Origin of the sequence: Herbaspirillum sp. BH-1, assembly GCF_002870055.1 — a bacterium.
Lineage (GTDB): Bacteria > Pseudomonadota > Gammaproteobacteria > Burkholderiales > Burkholderiaceae_D > Herbaspirillum > Herbaspirillum frisingense.
The window spans coordinates 372,054-397,096 of record NZ_PKOI01000002.1 but is presented as its reverse complement, the minus strand read 5'-3'; the positions used below and the strand labels follow the sequence as shown (position 1 = coordinate 397,096).

General features: G+C 63.9%; 16 protein-coding genes. 6 read left to right on the top strand and 10 right to left on the bottom strand.

The annotated features are described in order from the left end of the window. Positions 1-435: 435 nt before the first annotated feature. From dnaG to HBH1_RS04870, 8 genes are all read right to left on the bottom strand, one after another. Complete coding sequence (dnaG, locus tag HBH1_RS04905) at positions 436-2,232, bottom strand: DNA primase (protein ID WP_077237336.1); 1,797 nt, start codon at positions 2,230-2,232, stop codon at positions 436-438. 52 nt (positions 2,233-2,284) lie between these two features. After that, positions 2,285-2,731, bottom strand: a complete 447-nt coding sequence (locus tag HBH1_RS04900) for a GatB/YqeY domain-containing protein (protein WP_102661793.1) — start codon at positions 2,729-2,731, stop codon at positions 2,285-2,287. A gap of 295 nt (positions 2,732-3,026) precedes the next feature. Continuing rightward, positions 3,027-3,239: a 30S ribosomal protein S21 gene (gene rpsU, locus HBH1_RS04895; protein ID WP_006462949.1), complete on the bottom strand. Its 213-nt coding sequence runs from the start codon at positions 3,237-3,239 to the stop codon at positions 3,027-3,029. Positions 3,240-3,471: 232 nt separating this feature from the next. Further along, complete coding sequence (locus tag HBH1_RS04890) at positions 3,472-4,680, bottom strand: BaiN/RdsA family NAD(P)/FAD-dependent oxidoreductase (protein ID WP_102661828.1); 1,209 nt, start codon at positions 4,678-4,680, stop codon at positions 3,472-3,474. 246 nt (positions 4,681-4,926) lie between these two features. Further along, positions 4,927-6,156 (bottom strand): YbdK family carboxylate-amine ligase, encoded by a 1,230-nt coding sequence (locus HBH1_RS04885; RefSeq protein ID WP_233207515.1) that lies wholly within the window; start codon positions 6,154-6,156, stop codon positions 4,927-4,929. Next, a complete protein-coding gene (locus tag HBH1_RS04880) occupies positions 6,153-7,361 on the bottom strand; it encodes a cation:proton antiporter (protein WP_006462946.1) in 1,209 nt (402 codons plus the stop codon). The genes HBH1_RS04885 and HBH1_RS04880 overlap by 4 nt, the downstream gene beginning before the upstream one ends. 345 nt (positions 7,362-7,706) lie before the next feature. Continuing rightward, positions 7,707-11,159 carry a UvrD-helicase domain-containing protein gene (locus HBH1_RS04875; protein ID WP_199181524.1) on the bottom strand — a complete coding sequence of 1,151 codons (3,453 nt, stop codon included), beginning with the start codon at positions 11,157-11,159 and terminating at the stop codon, positions 7,707-7,709. A gap of 11 nt (positions 11,160-11,170) precedes the next feature. Then, a complete protein-coding gene (locus HBH1_RS04870; protein ID WP_102661792.1) occupies positions 11,171-13,954 on the bottom strand; it encodes a PD-(D/E)XK nuclease family protein in 2,784 nt (927 codons plus the stop codon). A gap of 497 nt (positions 13,955-14,451) precedes the next feature. Between HBH1_RS04870 and trxA the strand changes: the two genes are divergently transcribed. The 5 genes from trxA to HBH1_RS04845 all read left to right on the top strand — a co-directional run bounded on the left by trxA (position 14,452) and on the right by HBH1_RS04845 (position 20,195). Then, the gene (gene trxA, locus HBH1_RS04865; protein WP_006462943.1) at positions 14,452-14,778 is read left to right on the top strand and encodes a thioredoxin TrxA; all 327 of its coding nucleotides are present in this window, start codon (positions 14,452-14,454) and stop codon (positions 14,776-14,778) included. A gap of 125 nt (positions 14,779-14,903) precedes the next feature. Next, positions 14,904-16,166 carry a transcription termination factor Rho gene (gene rho, locus HBH1_RS04860; RefSeq protein WP_006462942.1) on the top strand — a complete coding sequence of 421 codons (1,263 nt, stop codon included), beginning with the start codon at positions 14,904-14,906 and terminating at the stop codon, positions 16,164-16,166. 286 nt (positions 16,167-16,452) lie between these two features. Beyond that, on the top strand, positions 16,453-16,722 hold the full coding sequence (locus tag HBH1_RS04855) for a type B 50S ribosomal protein L31 (RefSeq protein ID WP_006462941.1): 270 nt from the start codon (positions 16,453-16,455) through the stop codon (positions 16,720-16,722). A gap of 281 nt (positions 16,723-17,003) precedes the next feature. Next, positions 17,004-18,728 carry an ArnT family glycosyltransferase gene (locus HBH1_RS04850; RefSeq protein WP_102661825.1) on the top strand — a complete coding sequence of 575 codons (1,725 nt, stop codon included), beginning with the start codon at positions 17,004-17,006 and terminating at the stop codon, positions 18,726-18,728. A 75-nt stretch (positions 18,729-18,803) separates the two neighbouring features. Then, positions 18,804-20,195: an MATE family efflux transporter gene (locus HBH1_RS04845; protein WP_102661791.1), complete on the top strand. Its 1,392-nt coding sequence runs from the start codon at positions 18,804-18,806 to the stop codon at positions 20,193-20,195. Here the strand turns inward: HBH1_RS04845 and HBH1_RS04840 are convergent. Beyond that, positions 20,185-22,284, bottom strand: a complete 2,100-nt coding sequence (locus HBH1_RS04840) for a putative bifunctional diguanylate cyclase/phosphodiesterase (protein ID WP_102661790.1) — start codon at positions 22,282-22,284, stop codon at positions 20,185-20,187. The genes HBH1_RS04845 and HBH1_RS04840 overlap by 11 nt on opposite strands. Positions 22,285-23,236: 952 nt before the next feature. Between HBH1_RS04840 and HBH1_RS04835 the strand changes: the two genes are divergently transcribed. Next, entirely contained in the window at positions 23,237-23,689 is a 453-nt protein-coding gene (locus tag HBH1_RS04835; protein ID WP_102661789.1) for a DNA-binding protein, read from the top strand. A 230-nt stretch (positions 23,690-23,919) separates the two neighbouring features. Here HBH1_RS04835 and ybiB read toward each other — a convergent pair whose 3' ends face one another. Beyond that, positions 23,920-24,972, bottom strand: coding sequence for a DNA-binding protein YbiB (gene ybiB / locus HBH1_RS04830; RefSeq protein WP_102661824.1), 1,053 nt, complete (start codon positions 24,970-24,972; stop codon positions 23,920-23,922). Positions 24,973-25,043: the final 71 nt, after the last annotated feature.

Sequence of the window (25,043 nt, the reverse complement as noted above, 5' to 3'; positions counted from 1 at the left end):
TAGACTCCGGCTGCACGCGCAACGTTCCTTTTTACCGGCGGGCCATCGATCCGGAAGGCAGGCAGTCGTGCCATTCCCGATCCGGCAGGCGATACCGCTGTCTGCCGGCCTTCATCCCGATGCGCCGGGGTGAAGACATGGTGCCGCAGGGTGGGGATGCAAGAGCCATCCGGCGGAACTAAAGCCCTATAGTATAGCACAGATGGGGCTCTTTTCTCCCGGATCAAGCCGCGATATTCGGCCATTCGCCGGCGATCCGGCGGGCAAATCACGGCAATTTGCATGGCTTTACCGTGTTTTCCTGAAACCTGCCCTGTCAGCTCCTGCGACCCTGCCATCGACGACCTGGGTCATCGATGTCCATCCTCCTGTTTCAAGCGCGTCGCCCCACTCCCCAGCTGCTACTCATCAGCCCCTGGCGACGGCTGCCCATCCTCATCCCGCCGCGGCGGCACCGCCGGTCTGGCGCTTGAGCCATTCCTTGCGTTGCATCAGCTCGCGATAGCGGTTGCGCTCTTCCTCGGTGCGCAGGTTCGAGGTCACCAGCATCTGCATCTCCTCATCGAGGGCGCGGATCCTGGCCTGGCGGATGGCGCCGGCCATCTCGGCCCGCACCACATCGAATTCGGATTCCGATTCGGCCGCGATTTCCGCGATCATCGAATCGAACTCGGGGCCGCCCTCGCGCAGATGCTCGACCAGGGCGGCGAAATTGGCCTGCTCGCCCATGCTCTGGGCGGCGCCGACCAGTTGTCCGAGCATCTCGGCCTGGTCCGGAGCGATGCGGGCGATGGCTTCCAGCGCGCCGGCATCCAGGTCGGCCGACAACTGCGGATGCGCCACCAGCAGGCGCATGATCTGGCGCGCCAGGCCGACCGGCGCGGTACGCTTGCTGCGCGGTGGTGCGGCGCGTACGCGGGCGACCGGCTTTTCCAGTTCAAACAATGCCTCAAGCTCGGCCGCGGTTGACTGCGTGGCCTGGGCGATGCTGCGCACGATCTGCAGGCGCAAGGCGGAAGCCGGCAGGGCCTGCAGCATGGGCTTGGCCGCAAACTGGGCATGGGCGCGGCCTTCCGGGGAGCGCAGGTCGTTCTCGCCGATGATTTCCCGCAGCAGGAACTGCGACAACGGCAGCGCTTCGCGAATCTGTTCCTCGAAGGCCGGGGCACCCATCTCGCGTACGTAACTGTCGGGATCATGCTCCTTGGGCAGGAACAGGAACTTGATGGTCTTGTTGTCCGAGGCATACGGCAGGCAGGCCTCCAGCGCGCGGCGCGCGGCGCGGCGGCCGGCGTTGTCGCCGTCGAAGCTGAAGATCACCTGGTCGGTCTGGCGCAACAGCTTTTGCACGTGGATCGGGGTGCAGGCCGTTCCCAGCGTGGCCACCGCTTGCGGGAAGCCCAGCTGGGCCAGCGCCACCACATCCATATAGCCTTCGGTGACCAGCGCATAGCCGGCCTCGCGAATCGCCTGGCGCGCCTCGAACAGACCGTACAGCTCGCTGCCCTTCTGGAACAGCGGGGTTTCGGGCGAGTTCAGGTACTTGGGTTCGCCTCCATCCATCACGCGACCGCCAAAGCCGATCACCTGGCCCTTGGTATTGCGGATGGGGAACATGACGCGGCCGCGGAAGCGGTCGTAACGCTTGCGGTGGGCGCCGCCCTCTTCGCTCTTGTCGATCACCAGGCCCGATTCGACCAGGGCCTCGTTCTCGTAATCGGGGAAGACCTGGCGCAGGCTGTCCCACTCGTCGGGCGAATAGCCCAGGCCGAAGCGGGCGGCGATCTCGCCGGTCAGGCCTCGCCCCTTGAGGTAGTCGATGGCGATCTGGGCGCCGCGCAGCTGGTGCCGGTAAAAGTCATTGGCACGCGTCATCACATCCGACAAGGCCATGCTCTTGGCCTGCTTTTCCTGGCGCTGGGCCAGGGGGATGCTGTCTTCGCGCTCGGGCACCACCATGCCCACGTTCTGGGCCAGATCCTTGACCGCTTCCACGAAACCCATGCCGGAATACTCGATCAGGAAACTGATCGCGGTACCGTGCGCGCCACAGCCGAAGCAGTGATAGAACTGCTTGGTCGGGCTGACGGTGAAGCTGGGGGATTTCTCGTTGTGGAAGGGGCACAGGCCCATGAAGTTGGCGCCACCCTTCTTCAGCTGCACGTAACGTCCCACCACGTCGACGATGTCGACGCGGTTGAGCAGGTCCTGGATGAACGACTGTGGAATCACCTGGGTTGCGGACGAATGGACGGAGCCAGTGGCAGGAAGAGCGGCAAACCGATCAGGCCGCCAGCGCGGCCTTGACCAGCGCGGACACGGCCGTCATGTCGGCACGACCGGCCAGCTTGGGCTTCAACACGCCCATGACCTTGCCCATGTCCTGCGGACCGGCGGCACCCGTAGCGGCCACGGCAGCCTGCACCTCGGCCTTGATCTCGTCATCCGACAGGCTGGCCGGCATGTAGGCCGCCAGCACCGCCAGCTCGGCCTTTTCGATGTCGGCCAGATCCTGGCGACCACCGGCTTCGAACTGGGAGATGGAATCCTTGCGCTGCTTGACCATCTTGTCGATGATGGCCAGCACGTGGGCGTCGGTCAGTTCGACGCGTTCATCGACTTCCTTCTGCTTCATCGCGGCGGTCAAGAGGCGGATGGTACCCAGCTTGCCCATTTCCTTGGCGCGCATGGCGGCCTTCATGTCTTCCGTGATCTGCTCTTTCAAACCCATGGGGTACTCCGAAGATGAGGTGGATGAGTATTCTGCAATCTGGCGCCATCCCGCATCCAGTGTTCCAGGCGGCAAGGTGGCCGCCTGTCATAGGATCGTAGAACATGGATGGGCTTATCGCCAGCCCGAATCGCTGCCTTTGCTTCATATCTGGGGTTTCAGAGAAGAAAATCCAGGACGGGCAGGCTCAAGGTGACGAACCAGCAAACAAATGAGAAAAAAAGCGAAAACCCGCTGCGGACCAACACCGGAGCGGGTTTACACATCGGCCGCACCTGGGCGCGGCAGAAAATTCTTAGTACAGCTTCTTCGGCAGCTGTTGGCTGCGGATGCGCTTGTAATGACGCTTCACGGCAGCAGCCAGCTTGCGCTTGCGCTCAGCGGTCGGCTTTTCGTAGAACTCGCGTGCGCGCAGTTCGGTCAGCAGACCGGTCTTCTCGATGGTGCGCTTGAAGCGACGCATTGCAACTTCGAACGGCTCGTTCTCTTTAACGCGAATAGTGGTCATGTAAATTCAAACCAAAAAGGTTAGGTTGGATAGCAAAGAAAGCGATTGTAGCAGTACTGATACCCGATTGGAAGGCCAAACGTGGCATTTTTTCCACCCCGCCAGTAAAAAACGGATAAGAATCAGTCACTTATCACAGTCAAGATGATGCTTCACCTGAAGTCAAGGGAAGCGGACGAAAAATTCCACCCTGGCCATCTGCAACGTCAGCAACCTCACCACCAACTTCGCCTCACACCGCCGAACCGGCCGCCACGCCCGAGGCCCAGGCCCACTGGAAGTTGTAGCCGCCCAGCCAGCCGGTGACATCGGTGGCCTCACCGATGAAATGCAGGCCCGGCACCTTGTTGACCATCATGGTCTGTTGCGACAGCTCGCGGGTATCGACGCCACCCAGGGTGACCTCGGCCTTGCGGTAGCCTTCCGAGCCGCTGGGGACGATCACCCAGCGGTTCAGGGAGTCGCCCAGCTTCTTGAGTGCCCTGTCCGGCATGTCGGCAATGCGCGCGCCGGCATCGAAGCCATGTATCTGCAGCCAGCCCTCGGCCAGGCGGTTGGGCAGCCATTGCGCCAGCAGGTTGCCCAGGTTCTTCTTGAGCGTCCCCTTGCCCTCGATCAGGGTCTCGGCCACATCCAGTTGCGGCAGCAGGTTCAGGGTCAGCGGCGCGCCCGGCTTCCAGAAGCTGGAAATCTGCAGGATGGCCGGGCCGGACAGGCCACGGTGGGTGAACAGCAGGTCTTCCAGGAAATAACCCCGCTCCTTCTTCACTCCGGTTTCCACTTCCACTTCCAGGGCGATGCCGGCCAGCTCCACCAGCGATTGCCAGCCCTTGCCATCGAAGGTCAGCGGCACTAGCCCCGGGCGCGGCTCGATCAGCTTGAGATCGAACTGGCGGGCGATGCGGTAGGCAAAATCGGTGGCGCCGATCTTGGGAATGGACAGTCCGCCGGTGGCGATCACCAGGCTCGCCGCCTGGATCTCGCCGGCACTGGTGGCGATGCGGAACAGTTCGCCGCTCTTGCCCACCTCATGCACCGTGCAGGGCATGCGCCAGCTGACGTTGCCGGTCTCGCATTCGGCCTTGAGCATGGCGATGATGTCCTCGGCCGAATCGTCGCAGAACAGCTGGCCCTTGTGCTTTTCGTGAAAGCCGATGCGGTGGCGCTTGACCAGCCCGATGAAGTCCTGCGGGGTATAGCGCGACAGGGCGCTGCGGCAGAAATGCGGATTCTGCGAAAGATAATGCTGCGGCCCTGCGCCCACATTGGTGAAATTGCAGCGCCCGCCCCCGGAGATGCGGATCTTCTCGGCCAGCTTGCCGGCATGGTCGATCAGGACCACGCGCCGGCCACGCTGGCCGGCCACGGCGGCGCACATCATGCCGGCCGCGCCGGCGCCGATGACGGCGACATCAAAATGCTTGGGGGAATGGTGGTTCATGCTGGCTCCGGCACGCATCTCGGTGCAGCCCGAGGTCGCTTCAAAAGCCGTGATTGTCGGCGATCCCGGCCCTTGCGCACAAGAGCCAGGAAACAACGATCACAAAGACAAGGGGCCGGCATCTTGCGACACCGGCCCCCTGCCTTCTCGCCGCCGTCCCGTGTGCTCTGCAATCACCCGGGCGGGCGGACACCTCAACTCAAGCTCACCACCTTGCGGTGGAAATCATGGATAGCGACATATCGGTTACTGGAAATACGGCGGCGGCTCCACGCCCATCCACAACTCCGAGGACAGCCGCATCATGTCATTGAGCGATCCGCGCTGGGCGAACATCTGGCGCAGCCAGTTGGCGTCCGAGAGCCGGTCATGCGCAATGCGACGCAGGCGCACGATGGTCTGGTGCTCGGCCTCGTTGGCCACGTAGGGCTCCAGCAACTGCAACTGCTGCAGCAGATGTTCGAAGATGGGCAGCTTGCGTGACTGCGAAGGCGTGGCGCCATGCAATGCCAGCTGACCGTTCAGGCCAAAGCGGCTGGCCTCGAAACGGTTGAACTGGTACAGCAGGTAGAAATCGTCACCCACCACGAACGGCCGTTCGGTCAGGATCCAGCGTGCCAGCAACTGGGCATAGGCGCCCAGATGCGCCGCATGCTCGATGGTCAGGGGCGTATCGCAGACGCGGATTTCCACGGTGCCGTATTCCGGCTTGGGACGGATGTCCCAGTAGAAGTCCTTCATGCTGGCGATGATGCCCATCTGGTGCAATTCATCGTAGTAGGTCTCGAACTCGGCCCAGCGGGTGTGGACCGGGGCCGTGCCCGACAACGGGAAGGCGCGTACCACATTGCTGCGCGAGGAATCGAACTTGGTATCGGCCCCCTGGTAGAACGGCGACGCCGCCGAGAGTGCGATGAAATGCGGCACGTAACGCGAAAAGCCGTGTGTGAGGTACAGCGCATCGTCGCCATTCTCCACCCCGATGTGGATGTGCTGGCCGAACACCGTGAAGGTCTTGGCCAGGTAGCCGTATTTCTCGTGCAGGTAATGGAAACGCTCGCTGGGCGTGATGCGCTGTTCATTCCAGTGCTGGAAGGGATGCGCGCCACCGCCGGAGACGTCGATGTTGAGGTATTGCGCGCCCTTGTTCAAGGCAGCGCGCAAGCCCTTGAGCTCTTCGATCAGTTCATCGACGCGGGTATGGATGCCCGAATTGAGCTCGATCATGCCCTGCGTCATTTCCAGCTTGATCTGCTTTTGCAGGTCGCGCGGCTCGATCCAGTTCAGCAGATCGACCGCATCGCTGGCCAGGTTGTAATTGCGGCGGTTGACCAGTTGCAGTTCCAGCTCGATGCCCATGGTAAAAGGCGTGGAGGAACCGAACGGCAGGATGCCGGCGCTGCCCTGCGGACCGGCCACGTGGGCCTGGCTCGCAGCGGTGTCTTGTTCATTGCGGATCAGTGTCTCGGTATTCATTCGCGTCCACTCTCTCCAGATTTGATCAGGGCAAACTGTGTCGCCACCGGCCCCAGGAATTCCAGGACCACCATGCTGCCCGCCAGCAGCGGCAGCACATTGGCCGTGGTGTGCGGGTACAGCGAAGAGACCGTCTGCATCAGGCCCACGCCGACCTCGGTCATGGGCAGGGTACCCAGCGTGAGCAGGCCGGCCTGGCGCCAGTTCATGCGTGCAAAGCGCGCGAACAGGAAGATGCCCAGCCCCATCGCCAGGAAGCGGGCGGCGATCAGGATCAGCACCGAGAAGCCCAGCAGACCCAGGTCCGACAGCTTCATCGAGGCCCCCACGGTGACGAACAGCATCACCACGAACAATTCATTGGCGACGCCGAATTCCAGCTCCATCAGATCGAACTGGCGATCCAGGTTCTTGGAGAGGATGGCGAAGATCAGCATGGTCAGCATCACCGGCAGGTGCAGCGCATGCGCCACACCGATGGCCAGCGCTATCACCGAGATCACCAGCACGAACTGCGAGCTGTTCTCGCGACCCAGCAGGCGTGCCAGCGGCATCATCAGCCAATAGGTCAGGTAGGCCAGGACAGCCGAGCCCACCAGCGAATACAGGGTGTGCTGGATCAGCGTGGCCACGGGCGTACCGGCCTCGTGCGCAATCACCGGCAAGAGTGCATAGGCGGCCAGCACGGCGACGAAATTGTTCAAGGCCGTCATGGCGGCGAGGCGGCGCGTGACCTGGCCTTCGGCCTTGAGGTCGCGCAATACCACCAGCACCACGGCCGGAGCCGTAGCGATGGCCATCACGCCGCCCAGCAGCGCCATCACCGAATCGGTACCGAACCAGGTCAGCGCAATGCTGACGAAGCCGAAGCACAGCACCGCCGACACGGCCACGGTGATCATCAGCCACTTCTCGCGACGCAGCCAGCCGATATCGACATAGCGACCCAGCTGATACACCACCAGTGCCACGGCGATGTCGGCAAAGATGTTGGTGACCTTGAGCACTTCGCCCGAAAGCAGGTTGAAGCCGCCCGCACCGAGCAGGAAACCGACCAGCAGATAACCCGTGATGCGTGGCACCCATGGGGACTTGGAAACTACGTAGCCCGCGATCAGCCCGAACAGCAGCAGACCGCCGAATACCAGCAAGGCATTCCATTGCAGCGTCTGTGCGAGGGTGAAAGACGGAAGAGCCCACTCCATATCTCCTCCTGTAGAACGATTAGGTTGTTGGAACCGCGCCCGGTGCGGGGACCAGACGGGGACCATGCGTAGATCGCATGAGCGTGCAAGCGTGCGAGCGTGGATAGCCGGATCGGCCTGGCGATGCATGACTACCCGATGCGATCGGACCCGGATTGCTCAACGAGGATTTACTAACAAAACCACGTTGCCAACAATCACGGAGCACCGAAGATATCACTCTTGCCCTCTGCGATGATCTTTTTTATCTTACAACGGAAAATTTAAACTTCCTGATTTGATGTTTATTGAATTTCTGGAACTTATCCGAAGCGCATGGAGTGGATGACGGTAGTTGGGGGAGCCTCAATGTTCCACCAGCGTGCCATCTGCGGTAATCAGCGCAGACCTGATTCGCATGTCAGAAAAGACCGACACGAGCGCGCTGCGATAGCGCGCCAGCTGTGCGGCGTAATCGGCGCGTTCGCTATCGAGCAGGCGCCGCTTGTAGTCGAGCACCCAGACTTCATCCTCGAACATCACGACCCGGTCCAGGCGCATCACACCGCTGGTGGAAACGATCTCCATCTCGTTGCGCGCCCAGCGGTGCAGGGCCGGATTGAAGAAGCGTTCCAGTTGCGGCTGCGCCAGCATCTGGCGCGCCTGCGCATGCACCACCTGCGCCATCTCCGCCGACACACCCAACCAGCGCACCAGCACCGGGGGCGCGGGCAGCGCCAGCGGCCAGGCCTGGGCATGGGTCAGGCGTTCCAGCAACGCGTGCAGGGCCACGCCTTCGTCGATGGCTTCGCTGGCGACCAGGGTGCCGTCTTCGGCAACGAAGGTCGGCGTTTCGGCCTCGCCAGTGCCAGAGCCAGTGCCCGCACCGAACAGCGACAACGGGACCGGCCGCGGCTCGAACAGCGACAGCTCGAAGCGCTCTTCCAGCGCTGCCGCCTGCGCGCCCTGCACCGCCTCCTCGCTGATCTCGCGTACCGGGGCATCGCTGGCGAAGAGGCGCTCGTACCAGCTACCGGCCACCACACCGCCCTCCCCTGCGCCACGGGTGCCGGCCACGCCTGACACCAGCAGCAATTGCTTGGCGCGGGTGACGGCGACGTAGAGCAGGTTCCAGTCTTCCTGCTGACGCAGGGCATCCTCTTCGTCGAACAGGCGCTGGCGGGCCGCGCCACGTTCACTGCGTCGGCCGAAGGCGGAGAAATGCGTCGGCGCATCCTGATCCTGCGGCCATTCGCAGATGATGCCCAGGTTGTCTTCCACCGATTCGCTGTGATTGGCATCCAGGATCGCCACCACGGGCGCCTCCAGCCCCTTGGCGCTGTGTACGGTGAGGATGCGCACGGCATCGGCGCTGGCATCCACGCTGGCCTCGTCGGGCGCATCACCACCGGCACTGCGCTGCAACACGCGCAGCGCGTCGATGAACTTGGGCAGGCTGGGATAACGTCCGGCATCCATGTTCAACGACAGCTCCACGAAGGCGGCGATATTGCCCAGGGTCTGGCTGCGCGTCAGCGGCGAGGCGTACTGGGCATAGCGCGCGACCAGGTCGCCCTGGTGCAGGATCATGTCCAGCAGATCATGCACCGGCAGGTGCGGTGCCGCCTGCAACCAGCGTTGCAACATGCCCGCTGCGCGCACCAGCGCGGCCGAGGCCACACCTTCCTGCTGCATGGCCAGCATGTGCTGCCACCAGTGGTCGCCATCGGCCTGTGCGGCACGGCGGGCGATCTGTACCAGATCGTCGTCGGCCGCGCCGATGATGGGACTCTTGAGGACGTGCGCCAGCGCCCGCGTATCGTTGGGGGTGATGAGGAAGGTCAGCAGCGCGATCAGGTCGGCGATCTCCAGCGATTCCAGCAGACCTCCGCGCTTGTCCGAGATGAAGGGGATGCCGGCTGCGCGCAAGGCACTTTCATAGGCCGCCAGGTGGCTGCGCTTGCGCACCAGCAGCATGATGTCGCTCCAGCGCATGGGCCGGGTCGACTTGCCGCCCACCACCGGCACCTCGCGGCTGGCCTTGAGCAGCGCCTGCGCCAGCGCCTGCCCCTCCAGCAGGCGACGGGCATCGTCTTCCTCGCCGCGTGCCGTGGTCAGTGGATTGCGCCAGGCGATCACGGGCGCCGGGTCACTGGCGTCGGCGTCCTCGTCGTTGACGTTTTCTGCACCTTCCTCCTGCCGCACCAGCGGCAGGCGCCACACCTCGCCTCCCTCCAGGCCCAGCGTGGTCTGCTGCGCGAACAGCGGATTGCCGCCGCGCACGAATGAGCGATTGAGCACCTCGACCACGGCGCTGGCATTGCGCCGCGTCTGGTTGGCGCGCAGCACCGCCGCGCCCTGCGCGCGCAACAGGTCACGCGCCGCCACGAACACCCGGGGCTCGGCGCGCCGGAAGCGATAGATCGATTGCTTGGGGTCCCCCACCACGAACACGCTCGGTTGCGCCGCGTCGCCGCCATAGGCACGCAGCCAGGAACGCACGATGCTCCATTGCAGCGGATTGGTGTCCTGGAATTCGTCCAGCAGGATGTGCTTGTAGCGGGCATCCAGCCGGGTCTGCAGATAGGCGGCGCTGGCCTCGTCGTTGAGCAGGCGATAGGCCTGCCATTCGAGGTCGGCGAAGTCCAGCACGCGCTGTTCCGATTTCACTTCCTGATAGCTGTCGAGATAGGCGCGGCCGGCGATGAAGAGGGCGCGGTTGAGCTGCAGCACCTGTTTTTCCTTGCTGCGTCCCTGCAGCTTGCGCAACTCGGCGCCGACGGCATTGAATTCGCTGTCGAAGGCTTCCAGCGCGGCATCCTCGCCCACCTGGAAATGCTGCACCACTGCCGCCAGCAGGGATTTCACCTTGCCGTTCTTGCGCGGCTTGTCCTTGTCATCGAAGAACTGGTTGTACAGCGCGTCGAAGTGCGCCAGCGCCGGGCCGGCAGTCAACGCCGATTCGATGGCCACGGCGCGGGTCTTGTTGGCGGTACCGCCCTGCCCCAGCAGGATGGCGATGCGACTGGCGCGTTCCACCAGGGCAGCGTCGTCCCACAACGACAGTCGCGCGTCGCGCTGCGCATCCTGGCCGCACAGGGCTTGCAGCCACAGCAGCGGGGTCGGCGCATCGATCTCTTCACTGTCGTCGCCGTCGTGCTGGGTCGCGGCCCACCATTCGGCACGCTTGTCGATGAAGGCGTCCAGCAACTGGCGGGCATTGAAATCGCCAGCCAGTTCATACAGTTCCAGCAAGGCAGCCTTGATGCGCTCACCCTCGGGGTTGCGCAGCTTCTGCATGAAGCGGCGATAGGCCTCGTCCAGCAGCTCGCCATTCTTCTCGGTCAGGGTATAGCCATGCGGCACGCCCGAGGCCAGCGGCGCGATCTGCAGCAGGCGTGCAAACCAGCTATGGAAGGTATCGATGGACAGGCTCTGTTCGGACGACAGGATGCGCTCATACAGGCCGCGCGCCACCGGCAGCAACCGCGGCAGATCGGCCTCGGCCACGCCGCGCTCGCGCAACAGTGCAGCGGCCCCGGTCTCATCGGCCAGCGCCAGTTCATGCAAAAGCTCCATCAGGCGTTCGCGCATTTCCTGCGCGGCCTTGCGGGTGAAGGTGATGGCCAGCAGCTCAGGCGCCTGGGCGCCCGCGAGCAACAGCCGCAACATGCGCGCCACCAGCAGCCAGGTCTTGCCGCTGCCGGCGCAAGCTTCCACCACCACCGAGTGGCGCGGGTCGCAGGCGGCGCGGGTGAACTGGGCGGCCTCGACGGCAGTGCCATCGATCTCGTAGGCCGCCGGAGCGGGTTTCTTCATCTCACCGGCGCTCACAGCCAGGCTCCCTTGCGGCAGAGGCCGCGCATATCGCAGTACTGGCATACCGATTCGATGCCATTGGCCGGTAGCGGCGCACCCTGCGCCACCTGATGCAGGGTGGTGGTGATCTGTTGCTTGAGCATGTCTTGCTTGCGGAGGAAATCGGGGGCGGCGGCGTCGCCGGTCTTCTTGTCGCTGCCCAGTTCGAGGGCCACGTAATGGGCGTGTTCTATTGCGCCGCCGGCCAGCAGGCCATAGAAGGCCAGTTGATGATCATCCTCTTCCTTGACCTTCTGCCTGAGGCTGGCGACGCTGCGGGTCTTGTAGTCCAGCAGGGCGCGCTCGCCCTGCGCATTCTGATCCACCCGGTCCAGGCGACCATACAGTTCGATGCCGCCATCCTGCCAGGACAGCGCTTGCGACTGCGACTGCTCACCGAAGACGAACTGCCAGCCATCGGCCTCGCGTTCATTGGCCCAGAGCAGGTAGGCCGGCATCACCTTCTGCCAGCGGGCGTGGAAGGCCAGCGCCGCAGGGTGACGCTGCATCTCGCGCTGGAACACCTCTTCCGAGATGCCGGCCAGCAGAGCGGGACGTTCCGCCAGCGGCGTGGCCTGCTCACGCAGGTGGGCGTGGTAGCGATGCAGGATTTCATGCAGCCAGCTGCCGTAGTCGCGCTTTTCGGGCAGGTCGGAGAGCTCGTCCATCACGGCCACGCGCAACATGCGCGCCGCGAAGAACTGGTAGGGGCAGGCCAGGAAACTGCCGAAGCCGCTGGCCGACAGGCTGGACGGCAACAGCTCCGGCGCGCTCGGTGCCGGCATGGATGAACGCTGCGCCTGCAGCTTGCGCAGCGGCGCCTGCCAATGCACATTGCGCAACGGCGCCATGCCCTGCTGCGCCAGCTTCAGTTCCAGGCGCTGTATCCAGGGGCTGACCGGGTTGGGTTCGCCATCCTGATGGGTCTGCCAGCACAGCACCACCTCGGGGTTCACGCACAGCAGTTCGGTCAGGTCGCGCAGTTGCTGGCGCTGGCGTTCGGCGCGCGTGACCAGGTTCAGTTCGCGCCGCACGGCATTGGAAAAGAACAGCGTTTCCTGCGGTGGCGATGGCAGGTGCGCGGCATCGGCACCGATCACCAGTACCCCGTCGAAGCGACGCAGGCGGGCGCCATTGAGCGGCAGCATCACCACCCGCCGATCCTTGATGGGCGGCATGTAGGAAGTGGCATCGAGGCGCAGGTTCAGCAGTGCACGCCACTCGGCAAAGGAGAAACTGTCTTCCAGGCCACCTTGCCCGGCGGCGATGTCGTCCAGCATCAGGAGGCATTGTTCGCCCGCGCCATCGTCGCGCAATGCGTTCTCCATGCCCAGGGCCTGACACAGGGCGCGCTGGGTGTCACACCATTGCGCCAGGGTCTTGCGACCGCCGAAGCGGGCGGCCTGGCGGGCCAGCAAGGTGATGCAGGCGAGGTCGGCGCCATCCTCCGCCTGTGCGAAGGCCGATTGCAGGGCTTGCCAGTCACCGGCGATATTGGCACGACGCAGGCGGGCTTCGATGCGCATGACACGATCGGCGCGGCTCGGGTCATCGGGAAAGACGAAGGGTGACTTCAGCAGATCCAGCAGGGCATTGGTCTCGCCACGGGCCGACACCAGATCGTTCCAGGCGGCCAGGGCGGCGGCGGCGCGGGTGGTGGACAGCTTCCAGCCGGTCTCGTCGGCCACGGCCACTTCGGCGCGTTCCAGCAGGGCCCGCAGACGGCGTGCGGTGACCCGGTCCTGGGCGACGATGGCGATCTCACCCTTGCCCTGCTCCAGCCAGCGCAGCACGATCTGTGCGCTCTGCACGGCGGCACTCTCCAGGTCCGGCGCCGGACAGAGCAGCGGGAGCGACAGCGCGGGAGTCTTGACCGGAGCAGGGTCCGGCAGGGAGGCCGGTTCGAGGAAGGCCGGCGCTACGCCTTCATCCCCGGCCACCAGTTCTTCCCATGCCGCCAGATAGACCGGATGCAATGGCGCGATGGCCTGGCGGCTCCAGTCGAGGGTGACGATGCGTACCGGCTGATGCCTGGCATAGGTGGCCAGGAAGGCTGCGTCCAGCGGTTCCGGGGCAGTGGGGCTGACCCACACCAGCGGCAGGCTGGCGCGTTCGGCCAAGGCCAGCATGGCGTCGAAGCGCTGCACGATGCGGTCGTTGGCATCCAGCTGGGTCTTCCAGACCTGCCACACCAGCGCGGCCTCGTCGGACAACATGCCATGCGCCGACGGCGCCAGCGGTTCCAGCAGTTGGGCCAGGGCCTGCGCCCAGCGGCCGACAGCGGCCTGCTCGCCCTCGGCGCTGGCACGGATCTCGGGCAAGAGCGCCAGCGTCAGCTCGTCCGACAACGCCAGCAGGGTATGGGCCAAGGGCAGGAGATCGGCATTGCGGCGCGCGGAAAACATCTTCTTCAACCAGCCGTGCTCGCGCAGCTGGGCGTAGAGCTGCATCAGGCGTTCGCTCTCGGACGGCGGTGCGCTCTCGCCCGGGACCTGCATGGCCAGCAAACCCGAGAGGGTATTGATACGCGGGGCGATAAAGGGCCGGCGCAGTTCGCGCGCCAGCGCCGCCTTGAAGTTCTGCGCGTGGGAGAAGGCCGGCACCATCAGCTGCACGCCCGAGAAATCCAGTGCTGCGGCGGCCCGCGTCTCGATACGCAAGGCCTGGCCCAGTGGCTGGCCTTCGCGCAGCAACAGACGCACGGCCTGTTGCCAGAAGTCGGGAGTGGGAGCGATCGGGACGGTGGCTGACAGCATGCGTTCTCGGGATTGAATCAGGACGATTGAGGAAACCAGGGTGCCAGGTCAGGCCACATCGGGCGCGCACGAGGCCCCTTCCAGGGCTGGCGGCGATTGTATTTTTCTCTCGAAGCAAGAGATATTTTCAATCGCGGCGCGCCCCGGACTGCTGCGCATTGTATGCCAGCAGGTCCTGGCGCTTGCGCATTTTTTGCCGCCAGATCGCCTGCAAAGCCGCGTCGGCACTCGTCGGCCAGCCTGCAGCCGGTCTGAGGACGAGACACAACAAGCCCGGGCCGCTGCGTCTACACATTCCCTCAAAATGGGTTATGATTGTTCCTGTACCCCGCCGCTTACCCCTGCCGCGCTTCAAATACAACTTGAATCGGCGCGCAACGACTCCACGTAGACCAAGCAACTCCGGAAGCGTTGATGGCTCACGCCAGGCATGATGGTATGTGTCCACCGGCGCTAATTGACTACTTACTAGACCTCCCTCATACCGAGGAAATGCCATGAGCGAACATATCAAACATATTACCGACGCCTCCTTCGAAGCTGACGTGCTGAAGTCCGACAAGCCCGTGCTGGTTGATTTCTGGGCCGAATGGTGCGGTCCCTGCAAGGCCATCGCCCCGATCCTGGAAGAAGTCGCCAAGGAATACGACGGCAAGCTGCAGATCGCCAAGCTGGATGTGGATTCCAACCAGGCCATCCCGGCCAAGTTCGGCATCCGCGGCATCCCGACCCTGATCCTGTTCAAGAACGGTGCAGCCGCAGCCCAGAAGGTCGGCGCACTGGCCAAGGGCCAGCTGGTTTCGTTCATCGACAGCAACATCTGATGTAATATCCGACGGCGGCGCGCTCGCGCTGCCGTCTGTCCGGCACAACAGGCCGGGCTTGACCCCAGACTCACACCACGCAATTCCCTCCCCCACCTTTACTTATCCCGTCCCGGGACACTCATATGCACTTATCAGAACTAAAAGCGATGCACGTCTCTGCCTTGCTGGAAATGGCAATCAGCCTGGACATCGAGAACGCTGCGCGCCTGCGCAAACAGGAGTTGATGTTTGCCATCCTGAAGAAGCGCGCAAAATCAGGAGAACAGATTTTTGGCGATGGCGCCCTGGAAGTGCTGCCTGACGGCTTCGGCTTCCTACGCTCGCCCGACGCCAGCTACATGGCGTCCACCGACGACATCTATATCTCGCCTTCGCAGATCCGCCGTTTCAACCTGCACACCGGCGACTCCATCGAAGGTGAAGTGCGCACGCCCAAGGACGGCGAGCGCTATTTCGCCCTGGTCAAGGTCGACAAGGTCAACGGCGAACCGCCGGAAGCCTCCAAACACCGCATCCTGTTTGAAAACCTCACCCCGCTGCACCCCAACAAGCTGCTGCAGCTTGAGCGCGAGATGCGCGGCGAGGAAAACATCACCGGCCGCATCATCGACCTGATCGCCCCGGTCGGTCGCGGCCAGCGCGGCCTGCTGGTGGCCTCGCCCAAGTCGGGCAAGTCGGTGATGCTGCAACACATCGCCCACGCCATCACCACCAATCATCCGGACACCGTGATGATCGTGCTGCTGATCGACGAACGCCCGGAAGAAGTGACCGAAATGCAGCGCTCGGTGCGCGGCGAAGTGGTCGCCTCCACCTTCGACGAACCGGCCACGCGTCACGTGCAGGTCGCCGAAATGGTGCTGGAAAAGGCCAAGCGCCTGGTCGAAATGAAGAAGGACGTGGTCATCCTGCTGGACTCGATCACCCGCCTGGCACGCGCCTACAACACCGTCATCCCGGCCTCCGGCAAGGTGCTCACCGGTGGTGTGGACGCCAACGCCCTGCAGCGCCCGAAGCGTTTCTTCGGCGCGGCGCGCAATGTGGAAGAAGGCGGCTCGCTGACCATCATCGCTACCGCCCTGATCGAAACCGGCTCGCGCATGGATGACGTGATCTTTGAAGAATTCAAGGGTACCGGCAACATGGAAGTCCACCTGGAGCGTCGCCTGGCCGAGAAGCGCGTGTACCCGGCCATCAACCTCTCCAAGTCCGGCACCCGCCGTGAAGAGCTGCTGATCAAGCCCGACCAGCTGCAGAAGATCTGGGTGCTGCGCAAGCTGATGTACGACATGGACGAAATCGAGGCGATGGAATTCATCCTCGACAAGATGAAGTCCACCAAGAACAACGCCGAGTTCTTCGACATGATGCGTCGCGGCAACTAAACGCATCACTGCATCGTCCGGTCATCCACCGGCGAAACGGCATGCCTGCTTGCAGACATGCCGTTTTTCATTGCGTCAGGAGCAATACAATCGCAATACGATCCGCGTCCATGAACCCGAAAAACCACGTCCGGACCGGCCAGGGCACTGTGCACCTTGACCCAAGCTCCTGATTTGATTGTATAATTTCGGACTTTTCCAAACCGGCAAGTGATCATCAATCGGGTCAAGAAGCAGGGCGACCGACGAAGTGGCGATTGGCTACCAAACTACTCTTGAGGCAATCATGAAAGAAGGCATCCACCCGGATTACCGCGAAGTCCTGTTCCACGACGTGTCGAACGACTTCAAGTTCATCACCCGCTCCACCATCGGCACCCGCGAAACCGCTGAGTTCGAAGGCAAGCAATATCCCCTGGTGAAGATCGAAGTTTCGGCTGAATCGCACCCGTTCTACACCGGCAAGCACAAGATCGTCGACACCGCTGGCCGCGTCGAGAAGTTCCGCCAGAAGTTCGGTTCCGTCGGTTCGAAGACTGCTGTCTCGAAGGCGTAATCAGTACTTCCCTCAAAAAAGGCAGCTCCGGCTGCCTTTTTTGTTTTGCATGGTCGTGGTGCCGGCACGATGCAATGGGCGGGTTCCACGCCACAGCACCACAGCAACAGAGCAACACCGCATGCACCAGGATGTAGCAGTCAGAAACAACTATTTACTGTGATTTCCTGCACAATAGGGCCTGCAAAAAATATCCGCCGCCCCATGCAGCGGCGAGCGCACAGCCAAGGCCTGTGCCCCACCCCAATATCGCAGTACAGAACAAGAGCAACAACATCTTGATGAAGCCCGTCCGTCTTCCAGCAGCAGCCACCCATGCGCTTCCGCGCATGGCACTGCTTGCGCTCGCCCTCCTGTATATCCTGCCCGGCCTGATCGGCCGCGACCCCTGGAAGAACGAGGATGCCACCAGCTTCGGCATCATGTGGACCATGGCGCACGGGGTGCTGGCCGACTGGCTCACGCCCAATGTGGCCGGCCTGCCGCTACCGGCGGAAAGTCCGCTGGCCTACTGGTTCGGGGCGATCTGCATCAAGCTGTTCGGCTGGCTGCTCGGGGACCCGCTGGCGGCGCGCATTTCCACCATCGGCTGCTTCCTGGTCGGTTCGCTCTCGATCTGGTACACCACCTACCTGCTGGGCCGTCGGCCCGAGGCACAACCGCTGAAACTGGCCTTCGGTGGCCAGCCCGAACCCAAGGACTTCGGCCGCACGCTGGCCGATGGCGCCTTCCTGATCTATCTGGGTTTCCTCGGCCTGCTGTTGCATAGCCACGAAACCAGCCCCAAGACCCTGCAGATCGCGCTGGTGGCCTACGCCATGTACGGCGCGGCCCGCGTGTTCGATGCCGGCAAGCTGCGCCACGCCTTCTGGCTGGGCCTGGCGCTGGGCATGCTGGTGCTGACCTATGGCTGGCTGCTGCCGGCCGGCGTGCTTGTCGCGCTGCTGGTGCTGGCGCTGGTCCGCAAGGATGGCCGCGCACTGCGCCTGGCGGCACTGGTATCGCTGCCGCTGGCCCTGCTCATCAGCGCTGCCTGGGTATTGGCGCTGCGCCGGCTCATCGGCGACGACGCTGCCGGCCAGTTCGATCTCTGGATGAGCTGGAACATCTACCAGTTGAATCGCCCCACCCTGGCCACCCTCGCCTTCCTGGGCAAGTACGGTGTCTGGTTCGCCTGGCCGGCCTGGCCCTTCGCCGGCTGGGCGCTGTATGCCTGGCGCCGCCAGCCGGGTTCGCTGCACATCGCGCTGCCGCTGGCCTTCCTGATCCCGATCACGCTGCTGGTGCTGATGAACGTGCATCACGAAGAAGGCATGTTGCTGCCGCTGCTGCCAGCGCTGGCCATCCTGGCCGCCTTCGGCCTGCCGACCATGAAGCGTGGCGCCATCAATGCGGTGGACTGGTTCTCGGTAATGACGCTGACCACCTCGGCCGCCTTCATCTGGATCGGCTGGATCGCCAAGGAAACCGGCTGGCCGGCGCAGATCGCGCGCAATGCCTACAAGCTGGCACCTGGCTTCAAACCCGGCTTCGCCTGGATCTCGCTGGCCATCGCCATCGCCGCCACCATCGCCTGGATCGTGGTGGTGCACTGGCGCATCTCGCGCCGCCCCTCGGTACTGTGGCGTGCCGTCGTGCTGTCTTCGGGCGGGGTAATCCTGTGCTGGGTGCTGCTGATGACGCTGTGGCTGCCCTGGGTCAACTATGGCAAGAGCTATGCGGGCGTGGCCGAGCAGATCGAATCCAGGCTGGGCTCGGTCAAGCAATGCGTGCAGACCAATGTCGGCCCGGCGCAGCGCGCCTCCTTCGCCTACTTCGGCAACGTGCGCTTCGCCGACGAACGTGACCAGAGCTGTGATTACCTGCTGCTGCAGGATGACATCAGCAATCAGGATGCCTCGCTCATGCTGCGCCAGTACCCCGGGTCCTGGCGCATGGTGTGGGAAGGTCGCCGGCCGTCGGACCGCGATGAACGCTTCCGTCTCTATCGTCGCGCCGGTCGCTGAAGACCGGCCTGGTACTGCTGATATCGCTGATATTGCTGAGACTGCACACCTTGCACATCTGCCCCTAGCCCCCGCGTGACCACCGAACTGCCCGCCCTCTCCTCCCGCCACCACTTCGGCCGCATCGCGCGGCTGGCCTGGCCACTGCTGGTCGGCCAACTGGCCCTGATCGCCAATGGCGTGATCGATACCGTGATGGTGTCGCGCTTCTCGGCGCTGGATCTGGGTGCGCTGGCACTGGGGGTATCGATCTATGTGAGCGTGTTCGTGGGTCTGTCGGGCGTGCTGCAGGCCCTGCAACCGACCATCGGCCAACTGTTCGGCGCCGGCCGGCTGGGCGAGATCGGCAACGAGGTCAAGCAGGGCATGTGGCTGGCGGTACTGCTATCCATCGTGGGGTCGCTGGTGCTGATGTTCTCGCCGGTATTCCTGGCCTTCGCCAAGGCCTCGCCGGAACTGGTGGAAAAGGCCACCCTGTACCTGCGCATCGAGGCGCTGGCACTGCCGGCGACGCTGTTCTTCCGCGTCTATTCGGCGCTCAACACTGCGCTGGCGCGACCCAAGATGGTCATGGCCATCCAGCTCTGCGGCCTGTTGCTCAAGCTGCCGCTAAACGCCCTGCTGATCTTCGGCGGCCTGGGCCTGCCCGCCTTCGGCGGCCCCGGCTGCGCCATCGCCACTACCCTGATCGCCTGGCTGATGATGATCGCCGCCTGGTTGCTGGTGGCGCGACTGCCCTACTATCGGCCACTCAAGCTGTTCGGCAGCGGCTTCGTCGCCCCCTCCTGGAAGGCCCAGGGCAAGCTGCTGCGCCTGGGTGTTCCGATCGGCATGTCCTACTTCATCGAAGTCACCGCCTTCACGCTGATGGCGGTCTTCATCGCGCGCCTGGGCGCCGTGCCGGTGGCCGGCCACCAGATCGTGGGCAACGTCGGGACCGTGCTCTACATGCTGCCGCTGTCCATCGCCAGCGCCACCAGTACCCTGGTGGCCCAGGCCATTGGCGGCAACAACATGCAGGAGGCGAAGAAAATCGGACGCGCCGGCATCCGCCTGGCGGTCTCGCTGTCGGTGGTGATCGGGATGGTCGTCTGGTTCCTGCGTGAGCACATCATCCACGCCTACACGCCCGATCCGGTGATCATCGGCGCGGCGCTGCCGCTGTTCCTCTACATCGCTTTCTACCAGTTCTTCGATGCGATGCAGGTAACCACCGCCTTCGTACTGCGCGCCTACAAGGTCGCCGTGGTCCCCACCGTGATCTATGCGCTGACCTTGTGGGGCGTAGGCCTGGGCGGAGGCTACCTGCTGGGTCTCGACCCGCTGGGCTGGACCCCGGCCGCGCTGCGCGGACCGGCCGGCTTCTGGGCTGCCAACAGCCTCAGCCTGGGTCTCGTGGCGGTGGGCCTGCTGGCCTACCTGCGCGTGATCCAGCGACGCGCTGCCAGGGGCGAACTCAGGATCTGAACGCGCCGCCGGCAAACAGATCGTCGTTGCTGGCGTTGACCAGCCCTGGCACCGTGGGAGCCTCCGCCGGCCGTCCCAGCAGGAAGCCCTGTACCTGGTCGCAATGCAGCAACTGCAGCTCGCGCAATTGCCCTTCCGTCTCCACCCCTTCGGCCACCACCTCCATCTGCAGTGCATGTGCCAGCGCGATGATGGCAGCGACGATGGCGCGCCCGGAGTGATCTTCCAGGTCCAGGCGCGAGGTAAAGAAGCGATCGATCTTGACCTGGCGGCAGTGGAACTGCGCCAGGTAGGCCAGGCTGGAATAACCGGTGCCGAAGTCATCGATGGCGATGTCAAAGCCCAGCGATTGCAGCTCGCGCACCACTTGTGTGGTGCGTTCCACATCCTTCATGGCGGCGGTCTCGGTGATCTCGAACATCAGCCGCTGCGGTGCGATGCCGGCCGCGCCGACCATGGCGATGATGCGCTCCACCAGATCGGCGCGCATCTGCAGCGGCGACAGGTTCAGTGCCACCTTGACCGGCTTCATGCCCGCCCCGTCCCAGCGCGCGATCTGGCAACACACCGCCTGCAGCACCCAGTCGCCGATGGCGATGATCTGGCCCGAGCGCTCGGCGATGGGGATGAATTCCGCGGGCGCCATCTCGCCCAGCTCCGGGTGGTTCCAGCGCAGCAAAGCCTCCAGCCCGGTCAACTCCTTGCTGGCACCGCGATACTTGGGCTGGAAGTGCAGGCGGAACTGCTGCTGTTCGATGGCCTGCTGCAAGGCCTGGCGCACCTGCAGGTGACGCATCGCGCTGGCATGCATGGCCGGTTCGAAGAAGCGATAGGTATTGCGCCCGCTCTGCTTGGCCTCGTACATGGCGGCATCGGCATTCTTCATCAGGGCATCGGCCGATTCGCCGCTATTGGGATAGACCGCGATGCCGATGCTGGATGTCACGCGCAGGGTCGCATCCTCGATCTGGAAATCCAGGCGCAGCGCGGCCAGGATGTTTTCCGACAGCTGCTCCACCACCTCCGGCGAGGCCAGATTGCTCATCACCACCACGAACTCGTCACCACCGATGCGCGCCACCATGTCCTCGCCGCGGATGCAGGCGCGAATACGCTGGGCCACCGCCACCAACAGGCCATCGCCCACCGCATGGCCGAGTGAATCATTGATGGCCTTGAAACCATCCAGGTCCATGAACAGCACCGCAAAGGGCCGGCCATTGCGCCGCGCCACCTCCACCGCGTGCTGGATGCGATCGGCCAGCAGGGCGCGATTGGGCAGCCCGGTCAACACGTCGTGGGTGGCGAAGTGCAGCAGCTTGTCATTGGTACGGCCGACGATCTTCTTCAGGACCTGATTGCGCTGCACGCCGCTGACCACCAAGGCCATGGCCATGGCCAGGAAGGCCAGGAACACCAGGCCATTGACCAAGTGCTCGCGGGTAATACCCTCCAGCATCTGGCTCTGTGCCTGCGGGCCGATCATCACTGCGCGCAGCCCGGCCGCAGCCGAGGACACCAGTCCGGCCCCGACCAGCAGTGCAGCCAGTACCCGCCGCGTCTGCTGCGAATTGAGCGAACCGGTCATGGGCTTGCGACCATTGCTGGCCGAAAACAGGGTCACGATGAAGACCGCCACCACCTCGGTCACGACCAGCGCAACGACCAGCAGGATCGTGTGGTACAGCAGCGGCGGCTGCAGCGTCATGGCCTTGAGCGCGATATGGAAGGCCGCATTGAAAGCCGCACCGATGGCGAGACCGCCGATGACCAGGCGGGTCGGGTGCGGACGCCGCAGCCCCGTCAGGTGCATCAGATAGAAGGCGCTACCCATGCACAGCAGCAAGGACAGCACCACCAGCCTGGCATCGAAGTTGATCGCGATGCTGATCTGCAGCGACGCCACCGTGAGCAGCATGGCGCCCCAGACGCCCACGCCGAACACGGCAGCCCCGACCGACAGCCACAGCCGCCGGTGCTGCGCCTCCTGCAGCACGATGCGCTCGGAAACCTCCAGCGCGGCATAGGCAGAAAGACTGGCGACCAGCAAGGCAAAGGCCAGCAGCAGGAAATGAAAGGAACCTGACATCGTCGAACCTGGGCTAGGTTGCGCATATTCCATGCGGGCGATCGCTGGGAGCCCGCAAGCATCTGCGCCTGCACGGTATCGCGGCCATTCCGCCCGCCACTGCAGCCGCCGGTGCAAAGCGCACGGCGGGCGGCGGAGCGTCAGTCGATCCACCGTTGCATGCCAACGGGTCGCCGCGGTCCTTTCCAGAGCAGTGCCTGAGCTTGCCTGGAGGCGCCGCAAGGGCGCCGGCAAGGCGGCAGGAACCGACCCGGGAAACCTCAAAAAGTTACGTAACCAGAACGTACCACAGGGATGCTGCTGACTTCTTTGATTTATTCGTCTTGTTTCAACCAGCGTGCTGCTTGTCTGCCCGGCGCTGCCGGGCCCGTGCCACGCCCCATGGGAAGGAGCGCATTTTCAACCTGATTGACATCCCCACCAGGTGGGAAGTTAATCGGTTATTCACCACCGCATTGAATTTATTTTTCGGTGAGGCGCTATTCTAGCGCGCTTCTGCGCCGATGTGCCGCGCTGCGGCATGCGTAGTGCTTCGGATGTGCTGTCTCGCGGCAGACACATCCTCTGAAAAAATCCGGCTACGCGGCGCACGCGGGATGCATCTGGATTGACAATAGGCGCCGTAGATCAGGTGACATGCAACGCGAGAACGTCCGGAAGACAGTCCCAGGCACGTACCTGAAGTGGCCTGATGACCTGACATCCGCGTGCCCCCATCACGCCGTGATCGACGATACGGCTATTCCACCATCGCATCGGAGACCTGCGCATGGCCCCCTCCCCGTTCGGCGCAAAGCCGCGACCGATCTGCTTTTCCGGCTTCCCGCGAGGATCTCGCGCAGGGCGATGGCGAGGCTTTCCTGACCAGTGAGCATAAATCACGTTTGCTGCGTAACTCACCCCAAATGCAAACGTACCCCGGAAAGCGCTACGTCAAAGTACCTTCGAAACCATGGAAACCGCCAATCAAAAATTCGCAAAGCGCTTGCGCACCGCGATGGAAAAAGCAGGATACGAACCCAAGCCCGCCGTTCTGGAACGGGAATTCAATCTGCGGTACTGGGGCAAGCCGATGACCCTGCACGGCGTACGACGCTGGTTGCTGGGCGAGTCGATGCCCAAGCAGGACAAGCTGGAGACGCTGGCCGAATGGCTCATCGTCACCCCCCAGCATCTGCGCTTCGGCGAAGAGATCGGCAAGCGCATCGACAAGCGCCGCGCCCGCTGGGAAGAAGCCATCGGCTACCGCGAGCGCGAAGCCTTCGAGGCCTTCATCAATCTGCCGGCGCCCCAGCGCAAGATCGTCAAGGAAGTGATCTTCGCCTTCGCCCAGATTGCCGCCCACGCACCGGAAAAGCTCGTGGCAGCCGCCAAGACAACCGCCCGCCGCCGTTCGCGCAACTGAGCCCAGCACTCCCAGGTCCCTCCGAATCACGATCCCGACTCCCCAGGGATCTTCATCCGGGCCTTTTTCAGCCTGCCCTACTGGCCGCATTGCCGGCATTTCTTCCCGATTTTTTTCCTGACCATTGCTGACCGCCACGCCTTGTTTGCGCCCTGGCGACGGACTGTCAATCCGTCAGCTTCCCGCCCCGCAGGAGCCGTTGTGGCGAAACGCCCACGCCGCAAACGATGTCAGGAAATATTTTTGCGCACCCGTGCGGCCACGTCGACGCAGTGATCGACCTGCTCGGCGATGGCCTGCGGCACAGGACGACGGCCATCGAGCACCTCGCTGATCCAGCGCGCCGTGGCCAGTGCGTCGCTACCTTCCGGCAACTCCGGCACGTCCTCGGCCACGCTCTGCTTTTCCACCAGCACGGTACGCGTGCCATGGCTGAACCAGTCGATGCGCTGGGCGCGCCGGGCATTGGCCACGGTCTCGCCCTCGGTACCGCGCATCAGGAAAGCATCGCCGCGATCATGCGGTGCAGCGTTGCCAAAATAGTCGCTCAACATCTCCAGATACTCGGGATGGGTGTACGACGTCAGACGCAAGGCCGGCTGCGCAAACGGTTGCATGATCTTCACCAGGGTATGCGTGGAGTTGCGCACCCCCAGGTTACGGCGCATCTCCAGCAGTCGCGCGATGGACGGAGCCAGCGCGGCAATCGGGATGAAGGCCGGTTGTCCGGCGGCCATCAGCGCTTCAGCCTGGGCGCCGGAGGCCGCGTGGGCAATGCCCAGTGCACTGAATATCTCGGCGCTGGTCAGGCGCTGCGGGTCACGGGTCACACCGTGCATCAGCACCGGCACGCCCCGGCGCACCAGCAGCATGCACAGCAGCGGCGTAAGGTTGGCCATCTTGCGCGACCCGTTGTAGCTGGGCAGGACCACCGGCGCGTAATCGCCGGCGGGCGCGCGCAGCGGCGTGAAGGACGCTTCGGCGGCCGCCAGGAAACCGGCGATCTCCTGGACTGACTCGCCCTTGATGCGCATGGCCAGGAGGATCGCGCCCAGCTCCAGGTCGCTGACGCGGCCCTCGAGCATGGCCTGGTACATGGCCTGAGCATCGTCACGGGAGAGGCTGCGCGCGCCATCCTTGCCGCGGCCGATCTCCTTGATGAAGGGCGCAGCCACGAAGGGGGTGGCGACCACCGGGGCGGCCACCGCGGCGGCAATACCCGGGGCAGCACTGGCAGGCTCGACGGCCGCAGCCGGAGCAGGAATGTGGGCATCGTTTTGCATGGCCGAAGGGTACACCAAAAGCGGCGCCTGCCGCAGCCGGCAGGGCCAGCGGCCGGGCTTTCCATTACAAT